The following is an 18,805-nucleotide window of genomic DNA, read 5'->3' as shown; positions in this document are numbered from 1 at the left end:
CGTTTCAGCAAAAACGGACTTTTTTTACCCCTAGTTAATAAAGAGGTTCATGATAATTGGTCCTAAAATGGAACCAAAAACTGCGCTTAATGTCATGGAAATCGAACTCATGGAAAAGGTTAATTCACCGAATTCAAATGCCTTTGAGGTACCAATTGCATGCGATGCGCTGCCTAAAGCAATGCCTTTACTAACGGGATTTGTTATGTGGAATAAATTTAAAATAAGCGGACCTAAAATAGCCCCGGTTAGACCTGCTATCATGACAAAAATAGCTGTTAATGCCGGAACCCCGCCTAACTCCTCGGAGATCTGTACAGCAACCGGGGTAGTTAATGATTTTGGCAATATGGAAACGGCAGTCTCCTCGGCTATACCAGCCAGCTTACTAAATAGAAGTCCACTAACCATTCCTGCCAATACCCCAAGAAAGACACCTCCTAAAATGACGAATATATGATCTTTTAACATTCTCCATTGTTTATAAAGCGGAAAAGCAAGTGCAACTACTGCCGGACCAAGTAATTGATTAATCCACTCTCCGCCAATCATGTATGTATCATAAGAAATATTAAAAACTGAAAGGATGCAAACAATTAAAATGGTTGTTGTTAAGATTGGCAAAAGAAAGGGATAGGAAAATCGGATATAGAGTTTATTTAATAAAAGAAATATGATGACAGTTATAATAATAATTGTAATGGCAATCAGTAATTTCCCCATTTATTTTGATCCTTTCGTTTGTTCACTGAATTTTCGAGTATCTGACTGGTTCCTCCGGATATCAGCAGGGTAAAGATTGTACTAATAAATACGACAAACATAATGATGAAACCTTTAGAGGAGAATAGCTCGGGATACTTTATAACACCGATACAGATTGGAACAAATAACAAAGGTAAGAAACCAATTAAAAAACCAGCTCCGCGATTAATGTATTCAACTGGAATCACTTTGAATTTCAAGCAAACTAACAGTAATAATAACCCGATGATACTTGCAGGGATGGGAATGCTAAACAGCTCTTGTATGAATACGCCGATATAATAAAAAAGAAAAAGAACAACGATTTGCGAGCATATGACTAAATGTTTCATGAACGTATTGGCTACTATAGAGTGAAAGTAACCTTCACCTCCAAATTTAAATGATAATTTGATATTACGCTTCCCTTCTGACAAGTCAAACAATTTGCACTTTATGGAAATTGCACTTGTACTTTAGCTAGTACATCTTATTAGCTTTTTGAATCCTGTTAAATCAGAGGCTCTGTTGTTTAGCTTTTCTAATTATTGCTTCTAATTTAAGCAAAGATAAGAGGATAAAAAGAGGGTGAGGAGTAATTTAAAGCTTTACAATCTAGAAAAACGTAATTCCGTATATGTCCGGCCAGTATCTTTTTAAAGCTTCCCGTATGAAAACGGAAACAGAAAAATTAGTGAGGATTCTTGTTTGGTTTATTTTACCTCATAAAAAATTAAAAAAAGGTCTTTTAATCTTATCATGCGCATGCTAGTATACTAGTGTAAATGAACGAAACATAGTTTGAACCAAGAAGAAGTTTCAAACATTTATTTTACTCTTGTTTGTGAAATAATGAGCAATAGTAATTATAATTTATTTTTACACGAAATATTAATGATCAGTTTTAGAACAATTTTACCTCCTGCATTTTATTTTACTTTTCTTTGTGAAATAATGAGCAAAATGAAATGTAAATAAAATTTAGGAGTAAGTATATACTACCAGTTAAGAAGCCTTTACTGTTTACAAAAGATTGATGGAAGTATGGAGTGTAAGTGTTTGAACCTGCTTGGCGGTATTTTCGTCATTTATAACTATTATAGTATTTGGAGGTAATTAAATGAGTGCAGAAGCTTTGAAAAAACAAGGCTCACCAAAAGAAAACCCTACTCCTAATGTTCGTCCTTTCGGCATGAGGGACAAAATTGGATATCTATTAGGTGACTTTGGAAACGATTTCTTTTTCTTATTGGTAAGTGCTTACTTAATGGTATTCTATACCGATATTTTTGGCATCAATGCAGCGACAGTTGGTGCGCTCTTCATGGCTGCTCGTTTATGGGACGCAGTAGCAGACGTAACTTGGGGACGTTTTATTGACACTAGAAAACCAACTAAAAATGGTAAATTTAGACCATGGGTACTAAGAATGTCATTCCCATTAGTTTTCTCAGGGGTTTTAATGTTCGTTACGATTCCTGGTATGGGTGATGGTTTCTACTTGGCATGGGCGTTCGTAACATATATCGTTTGGGGTACTTTGTACAGTACAGTTAATATTCCTTACGGGTCTATGGCATCTGTTATGACAGATAATCCAGTTGAACGTACTTCTTTATCTACTTACAGAACAGCTGGTATGATGCTTGCGAGCTTGATCATCAATGCAGTCGGACCAATGATTGTCTTTGTTGATAACAAAATCGATGCAAATCGTATGTTCATGGCTGCTTGTATTTTTGGTGTGTTGGCAATTTCTTGTTACATCGGTTGCTACAAATTAACAACTGAACGTATCGTTCCTGAAACAAATGATGCAGAAAAAATGGATCTTCGTAAAACGCTTAAAGCGATCGGTCAAAACAAACCACTTATTTGGATTTTAACTGCATCTTTATTATTCATGACAAACAGCATGCTTATGGGAGCAGTAAACGTATACCTATTTAAAGATTATTTCACTAGCACTGCAGCGTTAAGTCTTGTTGGTGTTATGACTACAGTTACAGCATTTATAGCAATGCCGTTGGTTAAACCATTAGTTGCTCGTTTCGGTAAAAAAGAAATTGCTTCTATTGGTATGGGATTTGCGGCTATCATTTACTTCGTACTATTCATGCTGAAAGATATTGATGCAATGACATTTGTATGGATTGCAGCACTTGGTATGTTTGGTACAGCATTCTTAAACGTTGTTATTTGGGCGTTTGTAACGGATGTTATTGATTATCATGAGTTCTTAACTGGTTTACGTGAAGATGCAACGATTTATTCAGTTTACTCCTTCGCTCGTAAAGTAGGTCAAGCCGTTGCTGGTGGTCTTGGCGGTTTCTTGATCGCTGCAGTTGGTTACAATGCAGCACTTGAAACACAAACAGAAGGTACGTTAAATGGAATTCATGCACTTGGTACATTAGCACCAGCGTTGTTCTATGCAGTTATTTTCTTAATCCTAATGTTCTTGTACCCATTAAACAAGAAACGTACAGAGCAACTTGCAATTGATATTGCTGAAAGACGTAAAAAATAATTAGTAAAGAGATAGCTCTTAAATGGGCTATCTTTTTTTGTTATTGGGGAATTTGTAAAAAGAAGAAAAGGATGTAAAAGGAAGAGTATTTAATGAATTACGTACATACTTTGAATCTGGTAGAGCATGATAAGTAATGGGCATTTAATGTATGAGTTATGTTCAAATTTAGAAAAATAAATTATTGATATAACTCGTCAAGTATGCTAGTATACAAGCATGCAATAACACGTATACATAGTGTTTATGAAAATTTCAATGCAAATATATGGAGGTATGACGAAATGACTACTTTACCTTTTAAAGTTGATTTAACAGATAAAGTTGCGGTTGTTACAGGCGGCGCTGGAATCCTTTGCGGAGCATTTGTTGATGCTTTGGCTGCATGTGGAGCGAAAGTTGCCATTCTTGACCGCGCTTTAGAAAATGCTGAAAAGAAAGCTGAAGAAGTTCGCCAAAAAGGCGGAATTGCGATTGGTGTTGAAGCAAACGTATTAGATAAAGAAAGCCTAAAAGCTGCACACGCAGTTGTAAAAGAAAAATTAGGACTTTGCGATATCTTAATCAACGGTGCTGGTGGTAACCATCCACTTGGAACTACTACTAAAGAATATTTATTCCCAGAAGATTTGAATGGTCAATTGAAAGATACAATCACTTTCTTCGATTTAGATCCAGAAGGAGTTCAATTCGTATTCAACTTGAATTTCTTAGGTACTTTATTACCTTCTCAAGAATTTGCAAGTGATATGGTAAATCGTAAAGGTGCAACAATCATCAATGTATCTTCTATGAATGCATACACACCATTAACAAAAATTCCTGCTTACAGCGGTGCGAAAGCTGCAGTAAGTAACTTTACACAATGGTTAGCGGTTCACATGTCTAAAGTTGGAATCCGTGTTAATGCAATTGCTCCAGGATTCTTCGTTACAGCACAAAATGAAAAATTGTTGAAAAACGAAGATGGCTCTTACACTGAGCGTTCTGAGAAAATCCTTCGCAATACGCCGATGGATCGTTTTGGTGAAGCGGAAGAGCTTGTTGGAACAATGTTATACCTTGCAAGCCATGAAGCATCCAGCTTTGTTAATGGCGTAATCATCCCAGTTGATGGTGCGTTCTCTGCATATTCTGGTGTTTAATTAGGGCTAAAAAATTGAAAACAAATAGCGATTAATCTATCGCTATTTGTTTTGTTGATATCGACTCGAAAACTGGAGTGTGAATGTTATGTTACCAAAATTTGAAGTATTAAATGAAATGCGCAAAGGCTATGTTGTAGCAGTTGTTCGCGGTAAGACAAAAGAAGAAGCTGTTGAAATTGCTAAACAAGCATATGCAGGCGGTATTCGTTCTTTAGAAATTACATTTACAACACCTGATGCAGGTGACGTTATTGCTGAACTTGCAAGCATGAATGATGACAACATGATCATTGGTGCTGGAACAGTATTAGATGAAGCTACAGCTCGTCTTGCTATTATGAAGGGTGCACGCTATATCGTGAGTCCACACTTTGATAAAAACATTTCATTAATGTGTAATCGTTATTGTGTTCCTTACTTACCAGGTTGCGGATCCGTAACTGAAGTAATGGAGGCTGTTACATACGGTTCTGATGTTATCAAAATGTTCCCTGGAAGCCTTCTTGGCAAATCCTTCATTAAGGATGTACACGGACCACTTCCACATGTTCAAATGATGCCTTCAGGCGGTGTTAGCAAGGATAACTTGGCTGACTGGATCGAAGTTGGTGCATTTGCAGTAGGTATCGGAAGTGCCTTAACGAAGAATGTGAAAGATGGAGATTACAGCTCTGTCCAAGCAGTTGCAAGAGAGTTTATGGACCATTTAGCAACACTTCAAAATAAATAATCAAGACCTGCTACATAAAGGAGGGTAAAGCGGATGAGTTCATTTATACATGAAAACTTTATATTGCAAAATGAAACAGCTGTGAAGTTGTATCATGAATACGCTAATAATATGCCTATTTATGATTACCACTGCCATTTATCCCCAAAGGATATTGCAGAGAATCGTAAATTTAAAAATATAACTGAACTATGGCTCGAAGGTGACCATTATAAATGGAGAGCAATGAGAGCACATGGGATTCCTGAAAAGTATGTTACTGGTGATGCCGATCCGAAGGAGAAGTTTGAGGCTTGGGCTAAAACTGTTCCATATACAGTTGGAAACGCTTTGTATCACTGGACTCATATTGAGTTAAAAAACTACTTCGGTATTGAAGAATTATTAAACGAACAAACATGGGAAAGCATTTGGAACCGTTGTAATGAATTGTTGCAGCAAGATGATTTTTCTGTTCGCGAACTCATCAAACGCTCAAATGTAAAAGTAATTGGCACGACAGATGATCCGACGGATGATCTTATGTATCATGCGCAAATCGCTGAATTGCCTGATTTCCCAGTGAAGGTTCTTCCTTCATTCCGACCTGACAAAGGATTGGAAATCAATAAAGCTACATTCGTTCCATTCGTGGAGACTCTTGAAAAGGTTGCTGACAAATCATTAGCAACTTATGCGGATTATATTGCGGCTCTATTGGATCGAGTTCAATATTTCCACGAAAAAGGCTGCAGAATTTCTGACCATGGCCTATCAGAGGTTCCATTTGCTGAATTCGATGAAAGCGAATTAGATGGAATTTATCAATCTGGCCGTAGCGGTAAAGCTGTAAGCCTAGAGGATGAAAATAAATTCAAGACAGCCATCATGATTGCTCTTGCAAAGGCCTACACAGAAAGAGGCTGGGCAATGCAGCTTCACTTTGGTGCAATCCGCAATAACAACACAAAAATGTTCAAAAGATTAGGACCTGATGCAGGCTTTGACTCCATCAGTGATCAAGGCGAAGTAGCCGCACCATTAAATGCGCTGCTAGACGCGTTAGAAATCAGGGATTCCCTGCCTAGAACAATTGTGTATAATTTGAATCCTGTTTATAACGAACTGATTGGTACAACGATTCAAAACTTCCAAACAAACGAAGAAGGAATCGCGGGTAAAATCCAATTTGGTTCTGGTTGGTGGTTCAATGACACTAAACCAGGCATGATTCGCCAAATGACAGCTTTAGCTGATCAAGGATTATTAAGTCACTTTGTAGGGATGCTGACAGATTCACGTAGCTTTATCTCTTATAGCAGACATGAATACTTCCGCCGCATTCTATGTAACTTAATAGGTACTTGGGTAGAATCTGGCGAAATTCCAAATGATCCGGCATTGCTGCAAAACTTAATTGAAAACATCTGCTTTAATAACGCTAAGAACTATTTTAATATAGATCTTCAATAATTTTTAGGAGGAAACTTACTATGGAAATGTCATTCCGTTGGTATGGAAAAACTGATAGTATTCCTTTGGAATACATCCGTCAAATTCCAGGTATGAAAGGAATTGTAACAGCTATTTATGATATCCCGGTTGGTGAAGCTTGGCCGATGGATAAAATCGAAGAATTGAAAAAGACTGTAGAAGATGCTGGTATGCACATCTCTGTTATCGAGAGCGTACCGGTTCATGAAGATATCAAAATTGGTTTGCCAACTCGTGACAAATATATCGAGAACTACAAAACGACTTTACGTAACCTTGGTAAAGCTGGTATCCCAGTTGTGTGCTACAACTTCATGCCAATCTTTGACTGGACACGTACAGATTTAGAATACCGTCTTCCAGATGGTTCTACAGCTCTTATCTTCGAAGAAGAAGTAGCTAAGAAAATGGATCCACTAACAGGTGAACTTTCTTTACCAGGTTGGGATTCCAGCTATAAAAAAGAAGACCTGCAACAATTATTTGATCACTACAAAAATGTTGATCATGAAAAACTTTGGGAAAACCTTGAGTATTTCATTAAAGAAATTATTCCAGTTGCAGAAGAAGCTGGCGTAAAAATGGCAATCCACCCAGATGATCCGCCATTTGATATCTTTGGATTACCACGTATCATCACAAACAAAGAAAACCTAGAAAGATTCGTTAACCTATATGACAGCCCATATAACGGTTTAACAATGTGCAGCGGTTCACTTGGTTCTCACCCAAATAACGATTTCCCAGAAATGCTTCGTTACTTTGGTAAGAAAGACCGCGTAAACTTTGTACATGCCCGCAACGTTAAATTAACAGGCGGAATGTCATTCGAAGAAAGTGCTCACCCATCTGAGTATGGTTCTGTTGATATGTATGAAGTGATTAAAGCAATGAAAGACTTCAACTATGAAGGACCAATCCGTCCTGACCACGGTCGTATGATCTGGGGCGAAACTGGTAAGCCTGGTTACGGTTTATATGATCGTGCATTAGGTGCTACTTACCTAATTGGATTATGGGAAGCAGTAAATAAAAATAATCGCTAATGATTAAAATAAGTCGATGCGAATCTTCCAAGTAAGAATTCGTATCGGCTTATTCATATAGAAGGAGAGTATAGAAATGAAGGACAACATCAAAGAATTTGTTAAAACAAAAGACTTTTTAGTATGCGTTGATTCCGATGGTTGCGCAATGGATACGATGGGTGTAAAACACGAAGAAGCATTTGGACCGCGTGCAGTAGATGTATGGGAGCTTCATCACATTAAAGATCGTTTCCTAAAAGTATGGAATGATATCAACCTTTACACAAGAACAAGAGGAATCAACCGCTTTAAAGGGGTTGTCGCTACTTTCGAAGCTTTAGAAAAAGAAGGCATTGAAATGCCTGATATCACTTCTTTCAAAAAATGGGCTGAAACAACGAATGAACTTTCCAATCCATCACTTGAAAGAGCGATTGCTGAAACAAATGATGAGCAATTAAAGAAAGCTTTAGAGTGGAGCCATGCGGTTAATCGTACGATTGAGGAAGAACTGGCTGGAAATGATAAACCTGTTGAAGGTGCTAAAGAAGGCTTAGCAGCTGCTAATAATGTAGCAGATGTAGCGATTGTATCATCAGCAAATGGTGCAGCTGTACTTGATGAATGGACAAGACATGAACTAAACGTACATGTTGATGTCATGCTTGGACAAGAAGCTGGTACTAAAGCTTACTGCATAGAGCAATTGAAAAAATTCGGTTATGAAAACACTCGTGTATTGATGATCGGTGATGCTCCTGGAGATTTATCTGCTGCTGAGGTAAATGACGTTCTTTATTACCCAATTCTTGTTGGTAAAGAGAAATTCTCTTGGGATCGTTTTCAAAACGAAGCTTTGGCTAAATTCTTAGACGGCAGCTTTGCAGGAGAATACCAAGAACAATTGATTAAGGAATTCAACGATAACTTAAAATAAGGTTTGGAGGAAGTCCAGATGATTCAAAAAATTGCTAAAAACATCCCAATGCCAAAGGTTGATCTAAAAGCAAAGCCATATAATCTATCTGATGAAGATATTAAATGGGTTAAAGATACAATCGCTGGAATGACTACAGAAGAGAAGATCGGTCAGTTATTTATTAACCTATTCTTCTTTGGTGATGATAAATTCAGCGGTAATACATTCACAAACAAAGAACTGCTTGAAAAATACCATATCGGCGGGGCTCGTTATATGGGGGCTACATCCGATAAAGTACAAGCACTTATCAACGAACTTCAAAAGGATTCCAAAATTCCATTACTAGTAGCAGCGAACTGTGATGCAGGCGGTAATGGTGCGGTAAACGATGGTACATATGTGGCCTCAGCTGCTATGTGTGAAGCTTCTGGTGATGAACAATTATCCTTTGATGCCGGTTATGTAAGTGGTCGTGAAGCGCATGCGGTTGGTGTTAACTGGAACTTCGACCCATGTGTGGATATCCTAAAAAACTGGAGAAATACAATCGTAAATACTCGTGCTTACGGTACAACTGCTGAACCGGTTATCAAGCACACAAATTCATACATTAAAGGGTTAACAGAAAGTAATGTTGGTGTTTGCATTAAGCACTGGCCTGGTGATGGAACAGAAGAACGCGACCAGCATTTAGTCATGGGCGTAAATGAATTATCTGTAGACGAATGGGAAAAATCCTTCGGTGAAGTATACCGTAATCATATTGAGAACGGTGTACACTCTATTATGGCCGGTCATATTGCTTTGCCAGAATATCAAAAAGCATTAGTACCTGAATTAGAAGACCGTGATATCTTGCCAGCTACGTTAGCGCCAGAATTAATTAATGGTCTCCTAAAAGGCAAATTAGGCTTCAACGGTCTAGTCTTGACTGATGCATCTCATATGCTTGGTATGACAGCAGCGATGAGACGTGAAGAATATGTACCGCAATCCATTGCAGCAGGCTGTGATATGTTCTTGTTCTTCAACGATATTGATGAAGACTACAACTTCATGTTAAATGGTTACAAAAATGGAATCATTACAGAAGAACGACTTCAAGATGCATTAGAAAGAATCCTGGGCTTTAAAGCGACACTAGGCTTGCACAAAGCGCAAAAAGACGGTTCCATCTTCCGCAATGAAGAAGACTTAAAAGTAATTGGCTGTGAAGATCATATCGAGCGTGCTAAACAAGCTGCAGATAAAGGAATTACGCTTGTTAAAAACACATTGGATCAATTGCCAATTCGCCCAGAAACACATAAACGTATTCGTCTGTATTTCTTAGAAGGAGAAAAAGGCGGCATTTATGAAGGCGATGACAAAACTCTTAACTATATTGTGAAAGAGCTTGAAAGCAGAGGCTTTGAAGTAACCGTTAACGAAGGTGACACTCGTGTTAAAGGCCCAACATTAAAATATCGTGAAGAAGTAGATGCAGCTCTTGTATTTGCCAATGTCATCGGTTATGGTGCAGAAAACAACTACCGTATCAGATGGAAAACGGCTATGGCAAACGAGATCCCTTGGTATGTACATGAAGTTCCAACCGTATTCGTATCATTGAACTTCACAACACACTTAACTGATGTGCCAATGGTAAAATGCTATATTAATGCATACAAAGATACTGAAATCACAATTAAAGCGGTTATTGACAAGATCATGGGTGAATCAGAATTCCATGGTACACCAAATGAAAACGTTTGGTGTAATAAGTGGGATACAAGACTATAATATACGGTCATTGATATATTGAAATTATATTCAGTCCACGAAAAACATGCGGATCTACATGCTTTAAGCATGCGGGTCCGCTTTTTTAATGGTTCATTCTAACTTTAAGATAATAAACTTCAATGAATTAACACTAAAAGTATAATAACTCCGGTAACATTTAAAATTACTTTTTATGAGAGAAAATAACATATGTTTTTATTAATAAGAACTAAACAAACTATGTTCCAAATCTTCATAGTTTTTTTCTAAAAACCCAGCCACCAAGAAAAAATCACAAAACCCACCAAGAAAGAAAAAATTTGATAATATAAGATTAAAAGTGATGTCTAATGTAAGAGGTGAGGGGAATGAACAGAGGATTCTTATTAAAACAAAAAGCATTTTTAAAGCTTTATCTACTGGAGATTGCTTCTCATCCAAGGGACTATGGTTCCATGGTGTTAAATGATTTAAGAGAAAAATTTAAACCATTTGGCTATTCGCCAACCCATACGGAAATTTATAAAACCTATAAAGAATTGTATAAAGCCGGATTCGTAAAAAAAAGAACCGAAATACTCGGCGATCCGCAAGAAAATGTTCAAGAAGTTTTTATTTATTATTTAACGGATAAAGGGAAAGAAGAATTAGAAATTTACCGAAAGTTAATGAAAAAAGAGCTGGAACGTTCAATCGGCATACTGCAGGTTGCTTTAGAGGATCATTTTGGTCCAGTTAAGAAAATATAAGGGTCAGGATTCTAAATAAATAGCAAAATAAAATTAGGTTTCAACAGGCAGACTGATTTGCATAGCAAGTCGGTCTGTTTTGCATGTATAGAATGAATTACACCTTAAGTTTACGTATTTATGATTTAAAGGGATGCAAATGAAAATTTGAAAAAAGATCCCTCCTATTAAAAAAACATAAATAAATCGATTCGAATTAAAATACATATATAGTAATGGGATAAAGATGTTCAATTTAGTTAGCTCCCAAGAATTCGTTTGTTTATAAGTATAAAAAGCACTAATAAACGAAATATTAAGTTGTGATTATTAAAATGGTTTAAGGACAATTTATTCTCACTTGGCAATTGCTTTATTTACTGAGGGGGTGCTAAAGATGATCATACAGGATCACGATTTCACGATGGGCAAGTTAACTTCTTTATTGGTACTCTTACATAACAATGAAGCGGGAGAAATGATAAAGAAGCAGTTAAACATGGAAAATTGCCGGTATACTGTGGGAAGTATAGGATCTATCGACTTGAATAAAGTCATCTCTGTCATTGAAGCAAGTGCAAAAACAAAGGGAATTATAAATTCGGAATCCTACAATGAACGAAATACGTTATATCATACCATTTTAGAGGCAGTACAAGGAGTCGGCAGAGGGACCATTCAAGTAGGTGACTTACTTAAAAAAGTTGATTTAACCTATGGCATAGTAAGAGGTAAAAATAAAAAAATAAGCACGGGCAATGAATGGATTGGTGTTTGCATTTATGGACGGTCTGATTCAGAGGAAAAAGGGATTGAACAGGAAACATTAGGCCTTGGTTTTAATCATTTATAGTCAGCGCTATCTGTCACCCTATTCAGAAGACTTCACCAGGAATAATTTTTCCTAGTGAAGTCTTCTTTTTATATTTTTTATGAATAACATGTTTGATCAAGGCAGGACCATGTGTATGGATGGTTAAAAAAACAGAAACACAATCATTTTATCGGTAATTTAAAGGGAATATCTAACTGTTGTTGAAAAAGTATTATATGCAGTGATTTTAAGTAGCTAATGAATAAAGCTTCTAATTGAAAAAATTACACATTAAGTTAAATGGATGGAGGGGATTTTTACTTATCTAATTTGAAATAGAGTGTATCTTGTTTAGGGAATTGAATCTGGGCTTTTTATGTAATTGATCATAAATTAAGGTGTACTTTCACCATCCTATACACCATCCAAACTAGACCGCCAATATAAAGATTTTAGTAAAACTCTACATAATCTTTTCTCAAAAATCAAATAGACAACAGGATTCTATTTATTCCAAAACAGAAATTTGTAGTTGTAAAATCAAAAAATGATAAAAAAATTGGAGGTGGAGAACAAATGAGAAAAGAAAGTGTCAAAGAATTAGCGGAGCAATCCGTTTTGCCGATTATTGTTTCACCAATGTTTATTATTTCTACTCCTGAAATGGTACTTGCAAGCTGTAATGCCGGGGTTATTGGTACTTTTCCAACTTTAAATGCACGAACTGAGGAACAATTGGAGGCATGGTTTCAAGAAATAAAGGATGGACATGTAAGATTACAGAAAGAACATAGAAACAAAAAAATAGCACCCTGGGGAGTAAACTTAATTGTTCATTCTACTAATCATCGTTATGAAAGTGATTTAGCGTTAATAAAGAAATACCAACCACCTATCGTAATTACGTCACTTGGAAAACCGGTAAATGAAATTAAAATCGTCCATGAATATGGCGGGCTGGTTTTTTCTGATGTTATAAGCATTAAGCATGCAAAAAAAGCAGCTGAGGCCGGAGTAGATGGATTAATTCTTGTTTGCAATGGCGCGGGTGGTCATGGAGGGACGTTGAATCCGTTTGCCTTTATAGCTGAAGTTAAACAATTTTGGAATGGAATTATTATTTTGGCAGGTTGTATATCAAACGGACAAGAAATTCTTGCAGCAAAAGTGCTTGGTGCTGATTTTGTTTATATGGGAACTCGGTTTATCGCTTCTTTGGAAGCGGTTACTAAAGAAGGGTATAAAGAAATGTTAATTGAATCGAATGCCAGCGATATTATTTATACGAATACCTTTAGTGGTGTGAATGCAAATTACCTCACACCAAGTATCAAAAAAGCTGGTTTGGATCCAGCTAACCTACCGGGGAAAAGCGAAATGAATGTGGTTCGTCAACAAAATGAAGCAAAAGCCTGGAAGGATATTTGGTCTGCAGGCCAAGGAGTAGGGTCGATTAAAGATATTCAACCAATAGAGTCTATTATTAAAACTTTGCAGCAGGAATATGAGAAAGCATTAGACATATTACCTTCAACAGCAGCTACTAAGTTATGAATCTAAAAAAAAGTTATTTGATTTTCAAGGTGAATTTTAAAGGAGGAACCTCTAATGAGAGAAGCGGTTATTGTGGAAGCAGTCAGGACTCCAGTCGGGAAAAGAAAGGGAGTATTTAGTTCAGTTCGTCCGGATGATTTACTTGCAGGAGTTTTACGTAAACTTACCGAGAAAGCTGGTATTTCAAGTGGTCTGGTTGAAGATGTTATTATTGGTTGTGTTTCTCAGGTTGAAGAACAAGCCATAAACATTGCAAGATCAGCTGTACTGATGGCCGATTTCCCAATCCATGTACCTGCCACAACGATTGATCGTCAATGCGGCTCAAGTCAACAGGCGGTTCATTTTGCTGCACAGGCTATTTTAAGCGGTGATATGGATATTGTAATTGCAGGTGGAGTTGAAAGTATGACTCGAGTGCCAATGGGGTCAAATAGGTTACATGCAAAACCAAGTGAAGAACTTTCTTCGCGTTATGAATTAATTAACCAGGGGTTATCTGCAGAGAGAATTGCTGAAAAATGGGGATTTAGCCGAAATCAGCTAGATGAATTTTCAATTAGAAGTCATCAAAAGGCTATCCGGGCACAGGAGGAAGGACGTTTTGAACGAGAAATCATGCCAATAGAAGTAGTTAATGATGACGGGACTAAAACTATAGTCACTCAGGATGAGGGACCGCGTCGTGAATCCTCAATGGAGAAACTGGCCAAACTACCAACCGTCTTCAAAGAAAACGGAGTCATTCATGCGGGTAACGCGAGTCAAATGAGTGATGGTGCTGCAGCGCTTCTTATTATGTCAAAAGAGAAAGCGACCCAATTGGGATTAAAGCCGCGCTTTAAAATTATCTCCAGAACAGTAATAGGCTCTGACCCAACCTTAATGCTTACAGGTCCGATTGAGGCTACTAAAATGGTATTAAAAAAGAGCGGTTTAACCATTAATGATATGGATTTATATGAGGTAAATGAAGCATTCGCACCTGTTCCTTTATGCTGGATGGAGGAGTTTGGAGCTGACCCAGAAAAATTAAATGTTAATGGAGGAGCTATTGCACTTGGTCATCCATTAGGAGCTAGTGGCGCTCGCGTCATGATTACATTAATGCATGAATTAGAACGGATAGAGGGTAGGTATGGTTTACAGGCCATTTGTGAGGGAGCAGGAATGGCGAATGCTACTATTATTGAAAGAATAATAGAATAAAACATTGATTATTTGGAACAAAAGAAGGCATAAATCAGATTTATGCCTTCTACTCAATTCACTAATTTTTATTTTTAATGTTTTATCTGTATTAATCTAAGATTGTTAACCACATGGTTCGGATGTTTCATTCCCACCATTACTGAGCTAATGTTTTGCTCTCCCAAAATGGAGAGTAAATAATCGTCTGGAGTACATTCTCTATCAATTAATTTACCTAAGTTAAATGGAGCGCTGGTCACCGTAGTTAACCCAAATTCCTTCGCGGCATCTAAAACAGTATGAAATTTTTGATTTACTTGTTGATTTCGTCTTGTTTTGGCATAGTGAGTGATTTTGTTATAGGGGAATTGTAGAAATTTGAAATGATGATTTACTCCAACAACTTTTACTAAAGTTTGCATAACTTTCTCCAATGATACATACCCTTTCTCTTTAGGATTACATAATAATCCAACCCAGGATGCAAACCCGTAATAACGAATATTTCCCCTGGATACTTGTTCCTCATAAAATAAAAAAAGTGATTCAAGCTGATGATAAAAAGCTTCTTCTCCTAAAACCACCATTGAGAGTTCGGGATTATGTATATAATGGATGTCAATGGTATTTATTCTGAGATGCTTCTTACTTTGTTCGATTGCGAACTGATAATAGGAAGGAGCCAAAACGTGTCGCTGATTTCCTACGATATGTAAATCGGCTTCTTCAACTATTGCTGCATCTAGGAGTATTTTCTGTAAATAATCTTTAGGTACAAGCCCTGCATCATTATCTCCTGGGATAATTCCGGCTTTTGTAGAAATCACTATTTCCTCGCGATTTATTGTTCCATTATCAATTAAACGAGATAAAACTAAGCCGATGTCACGTTCTGATCTCATTCCTCGATAGTTAATTGCTGTATCTACAAAATTGATACCATTTTTCAATCCATATTCAATCGAAGTTCGATAAAGTCTAGAGTCTGTTTCATCCATACTGCCTAAATGTGTGCCAATGGCGATTGGAGAGACTGAAAAACAAGAAAGTTCTCTTTTTATAACTCCATGCCTATCTAAATATGCAGAAGTAGCTTTTGAAGTTGCAGAACCATTATTCATTAGAATCTCATCTTTATTCAACTTCCCAACCCCATCCTCAGAATATCTTTCTGCGTACTTATTTCTTTATCTTTGAGTAAGAATCCTTCCTAACATTTCAATTTAACCGATAATCCAGCTGAATTCTTATATAATTCAGCTGATTCACTCAATAATTCACCGATACTCCCCAACCTTGTAATAAATAATAGAAGACCCCCAAACCGAATGATTTGAGGATCTTCTCTAATTATCAATTAATCTATCATTTTACTTCCAGTGACTAATGGTAGGTCAGGCTTGGAGGCCCATTCATTCATGGAGCCATCATACACCGCGACATTTTGCACACCTAATTTTTCTAGTATTAAAGCATTCCAGGTAGCAGCGATTCCGCCACCGCAATAGGTGATTACTTTTTTATTGGAATCAAATACACCGATATCCGCAAAGTTATCCTTCAATTCTTCATCAGAAAGAACATTTTTTGTTGTTGAATCAGTATGGCATCCGAAGAATACATTGGCACTGCCGGGTATATGGCCTTTTCTCAGATAACTGTTAGTTTCACCGCGAAAATCCTCTGGAGAGAGACTGTTGATTAGAATAACCGAATCATCATCTATAGATTTTAAAACCTCATCCATTGTAACTAATAAATGATCTCTTCTATAGCTTGTAAACGAAGCTTTTGGATAGGATGTCTGATCAGTAGTAACAGGACGACCTTCTTCAATCCATTTTGGCAAACCTCCATCCAAAATAGCAATATTGTCTAAGCCCTCATATTTAAGCTGCCATCTTAAACGAGATGCCCAATATGGAGCAAAAAATGGAGCCCCAACAACCGCTCCTCGGTCATAGATTACAGTGTAAGTATCCTGATCGCCGATTCCTAATTCTGAAACCTTTTCTATGAAATAATCTCTATCAGGAACAGTGAATGGTAAATCAGAAGCGGAATCAGATAGTTCATTTATTAAATCTGCATACACCGCCCCAGGTATATGTTCATGTTCATATGATTCCTTACCTGATGAGAGTGTGATACTGCCATTTTCTAAGGGTTTCATAAGAGTAGTTACGTCTATTAATCTTAATTTAGGGTCATCAAGTCGGCTTGATAACCATTCTGTAGAAACAATAATAGGAATTGTTTGCATGTATATTTCCTCCTATATAAGTTATTCTGTTAAATATATAATAATTTCTATGTAAATACTATGAATTAGCTTTTTATCTAACATCAGTGACAATTTAATTTAGATCCCAATAACTATCAGGAAAGTCTATAATTATTTGACACTGTTTATGAAAAATTGATATTTGATGCCTTTCTAAAACATTGATACGTAACATACTTATCTCAACGGGAGATTGTCTCATAAGCTGTCAAACAGGGAGTCTTTCCTTCATTTATCTTTCGTAAAAGTATCATTAAAGAAATACATATAAAATGCATTACGTTACAAATACTAGTCCGATAAATAGAATTCTGTACCTGAAAGTTTTTAGGTTTGATTAAGTAGTTTGATAATAAGCGATTCTAGGGTTCATTCGTTGTTTGGATAATCTTATATTGCGATGGTATGTATACTTCGAGAGAAAATATCCATCCACCGCAAGTGATTTACTTATAGTATCGGTGGACAGATAGTTGACTTTTTACCGTCATATTAAGAGATTCGTGGTATTTACATATGTCTAGATAATTAATAATTAGCAACTATAAGCTAATATACTAGATGTAGGGAAAGAGGCAAAAGTAAAAGTAGGAAAAATGATTCCTGTAGTATTACCAAACGGACTTGCTGATAGGACCCACATTAATACATAACGACCATTATTTAAAAGCATAATTGTCCAGCGTCTATCACAGCCCACCCCAAAAGTTGTTCCAGTTCCTGAACCAACCCATGTACCTGATGTTAGAACCTCTTGGCCTTTTGACGGGTTTTGTAGAAGATATTGATACATATTAATCGTATTCTGTGAAGGTGGGGGTGTGCCCCCAGTTGGTGAACCACCTGTGCCGGGCATTCCAGTATTGGTATTCGGCCATCCTGTTGATGTTCCAGGCCATCCTGGAATAGGAAACGGAAGATTGGGAAGCCCGGGGATTTGTCGATCATAATATTCCATTAATATACACTCCTAATTCAATTTTTTATAGGCTAACGACAGTATATTATTTGGTTTGATTAAGGGTGTGGGCAATAATTCTTTAACATTAAATATACAATCATGGAATAGATTGTTTTGTTATAGTTGAATGTTTGCTTTTGATTGGATCGAGAATAAATGGAGTAATCGGTTAGTGTGTTAAACTAGAAGATATCAGTAGGTTTGTTATTATTCTTAAAAGAGCTTTTGTTAAAGATAAATGTTGTTTTTACATTGAGTAGAGTGATTCTTCCATAAATTAATAAATTGGATGACTGATAATGGTATGAAATATACTTGGCCAGTATGAGTCGATTAGGATATATATTTTGTTTATACTGAGGAATGGATGGAGGAAAAAGAATGAAAAAATTATTATCAATGCTTATTTTACCAATGACTATTTTTCTGACGAGTTGTTCGACAATAGAGGAAGTGTCAAATTCTTTAAATTATGTTACGGAGGCTACGGATTACATCGATGAAGTAAATCAATTTGCAAATGAATTACCAACTGTAGCAGAAGCAGCAATAAACGATTTAAATTCAAAAATTCAATTAGAAGAGTTATTAACAGAAATGCAAAATGAATTAGAAGAATTCAATATACTTGAAGCACCGGCTATGTTAGAGGATATCCATAATCAAGTGGTAGAGCATAATATGGAACTAGCAAGTGGTATTGAGTTGTATTTAGAAAATATAGAGGCAGGCACATTAAGTTCAGAATTACTTTCGGAAATTGGTTTATTGGAGGAAATCGCTGTTTATAATGATCTGTTAAGCCAAATTAAGAAATTAAGCGAATAAAATAATATTCTACTGAGGCGCTACAGGATTTAAAATCCTGTAGCCAGTTTTTTATTGTACTACTATCAGTCCGTTGATCCAGGAAGGATTTATGTTTTTTTGTTAA

At 36.5% G+C, this 18,805-nt stretch carries 17 protein-coding genes; 12 read left to right on the top strand and 5 right to left on the bottom strand.

Annotated elements, in window-relative coordinates:
• Positions 1-30: 30 nt before the first annotated feature.
• Together AC4G3O_RS01055 and AC4G3O_RS01050 are read right to left on the bottom strand one after the other, a co-directional pair.
• Positions 31-723, bottom strand: coding sequence for an LrgB family protein (locus AC4G3O_RS01055; protein WP_139891895.1), 693 nt, complete (start codon positions 721-723; stop codon positions 31-33).
• Positions 708-1,097: a CidA/LrgA family protein gene (locus AC4G3O_RS01050; protein WP_139891896.1), complete on the bottom strand. Its 390-nt coding sequence runs from the start codon at positions 1,095-1,097 to the stop codon at positions 708-710. Before AC4G3O_RS01050 ends, AC4G3O_RS01055 begins: the two co-directional genes overlap by 16 nt.
• 767 nt (positions 1,098-1,864) lie before the next feature.
• On the opposite strand from AC4G3O_RS01050, the gene AC4G3O_RS01045 reads away from it, so the two are divergent.
• The 11 genes from AC4G3O_RS01045 (at position 1,865) to AC4G3O_RS00995 (ending at position 14,644) form a co-directional block, all read left to right on the top strand.
• Positions 1,865-3,274, top strand: a complete 1,410-nt coding sequence (locus AC4G3O_RS01045) for an MFS transporter (protein WP_066103662.1) — start codon at positions 1,865-1,867, stop codon at positions 3,272-3,274.
• A 284-nt stretch (positions 3,275-3,558) separates the two neighbouring features.
• Positions 3,559-4,419, top strand: a complete 861-nt coding sequence (locus AC4G3O_RS01040) for an SDR family oxidoreductase (RefSeq protein WP_066103664.1) — start codon at positions 3,559-3,561, stop codon at positions 4,417-4,419.
• An 88-nt stretch (positions 4,420-4,507) separates the two neighbouring features.
• Entirely contained in the window at positions 4,508-5,152 is a 645-nt protein-coding gene (locus tag AC4G3O_RS01035) for a bifunctional 2-keto-4-hydroxyglutarate aldolase/2-keto-3-deoxy-6-phosphogluconate aldolase (protein WP_066103666.1), read from the top strand.
• A 33-nt stretch (positions 5,153-5,185) separates the two neighbouring features.
• Positions 5,186-6,604, top strand: coding sequence for a glucuronate isomerase (gene uxaC / locus AC4G3O_RS01030; protein ID WP_491135697.1), 1,419 nt, complete (start codon positions 5,186-5,188; stop codon positions 6,602-6,604).
• Between the two features lie 20 nt (positions 6,605-6,624).
• Complete coding sequence (gene uxuA / locus AC4G3O_RS01025; protein ID WP_066103670.1) at positions 6,625-7,671, top strand: mannonate dehydratase; 1,047 nt, start codon at positions 6,625-6,627, stop codon at positions 7,669-7,671.
• Between the two features lie 76 nt (positions 7,672-7,747).
• Positions 7,748-8,590, top strand: a complete 843-nt coding sequence (locus AC4G3O_RS01020) for an HAD family hydrolase (protein WP_066103672.1) — start codon at positions 7,748-7,750, stop codon at positions 8,588-8,590.
• Positions 8,591-8,608: 18 nt separating this feature from the next.
• Entirely contained in the window at positions 8,609-10,357 is a 1,749-nt protein-coding gene (locus AC4G3O_RS01015; protein ID WP_225983567.1) for a glycoside hydrolase family 3 protein, read from the top strand.
• A 350-nt stretch (positions 10,358-10,707) separates the two neighbouring features.
• Entirely contained in the window at positions 10,708-11,088 is a 381-nt protein-coding gene (locus AC4G3O_RS01010) for a helix-turn-helix domain-containing protein (protein ID WP_066103674.1), read from the top strand.
• Positions 11,089-11,464: 376 nt separating this feature from the next.
• On the top strand, positions 11,465-11,920 hold the full coding sequence (locus AC4G3O_RS01005; RefSeq protein ID WP_066103676.1) for a HutP family protein: 456 nt from the start codon (positions 11,465-11,467) through the stop codon (positions 11,918-11,920).
• 537 nt (positions 11,921-12,457) lie between these two features.
• Positions 12,458-13,435, top strand: a complete 978-nt coding sequence (locus AC4G3O_RS01000; RefSeq protein ID WP_491135696.1) for an NAD(P)H-dependent flavin oxidoreductase — start codon at positions 12,458-12,460, stop codon at positions 13,433-13,435.
• 54 nt (positions 13,436-13,489) lie between these two features.
• Positions 13,490-14,644: a thiolase family protein gene (locus AC4G3O_RS00995; RefSeq protein WP_066103680.1), complete on the top strand. Its 1,155-nt coding sequence runs from the start codon at positions 13,490-13,492 to the stop codon at positions 14,642-14,644.
• A 74-nt stretch (positions 14,645-14,718) separates the two neighbouring features.
• Here AC4G3O_RS00995 and AC4G3O_RS00990 read toward each other — a convergent pair whose 3' ends face one another.
• From AC4G3O_RS00990 to AC4G3O_RS00980, 3 genes are all read right to left on the bottom strand, one after another.
• The gene (locus AC4G3O_RS00990) at positions 14,719-15,768 is read right to left on the bottom strand and encodes an aldo/keto reductase (RefSeq protein ID WP_066103682.1); all 1,050 of its coding nucleotides are present in this window, start codon (positions 15,766-15,768) and stop codon (positions 14,719-14,721) included.
• Between the two features lie 215 nt (positions 15,769-15,983).
• A complete protein-coding gene (locus AC4G3O_RS00985; protein WP_066103684.1) occupies positions 15,984-16,889 on the bottom strand; it encodes a sulfurtransferase in 906 nt (301 codons plus the stop codon).
• A gap of 556 nt (positions 16,890-17,445) precedes the next feature.
• The gene (locus AC4G3O_RS00980) at positions 17,446-17,868 is read right to left on the bottom strand and encodes a hypothetical protein (RefSeq protein WP_066103686.1); all 423 of its coding nucleotides are present in this window, start codon (positions 17,866-17,868) and stop codon (positions 17,446-17,448) included.
• 384 nt (positions 17,869-18,252) lie between these two features.
• Between AC4G3O_RS00980 and AC4G3O_RS00975 the strand changes: the two genes are divergently transcribed.
• Positions 18,253-18,699: a DUF6376 family protein gene (locus tag AC4G3O_RS00975; RefSeq protein ID WP_066103687.1), complete on the top strand. Its 447-nt coding sequence runs from the start codon at positions 18,253-18,255 to the stop codon at positions 18,697-18,699.
• Positions 18,700-18,805 lie beyond the last annotated feature (106 nt).

Source organism: Bacillus sp. z14 (2026), assembly GCF_058313575.1.
The sequence above is the reverse complement of the archived record's forward strand: the minus strand, read 5'-3'. Positions and strand labels throughout refer to the sequence as shown.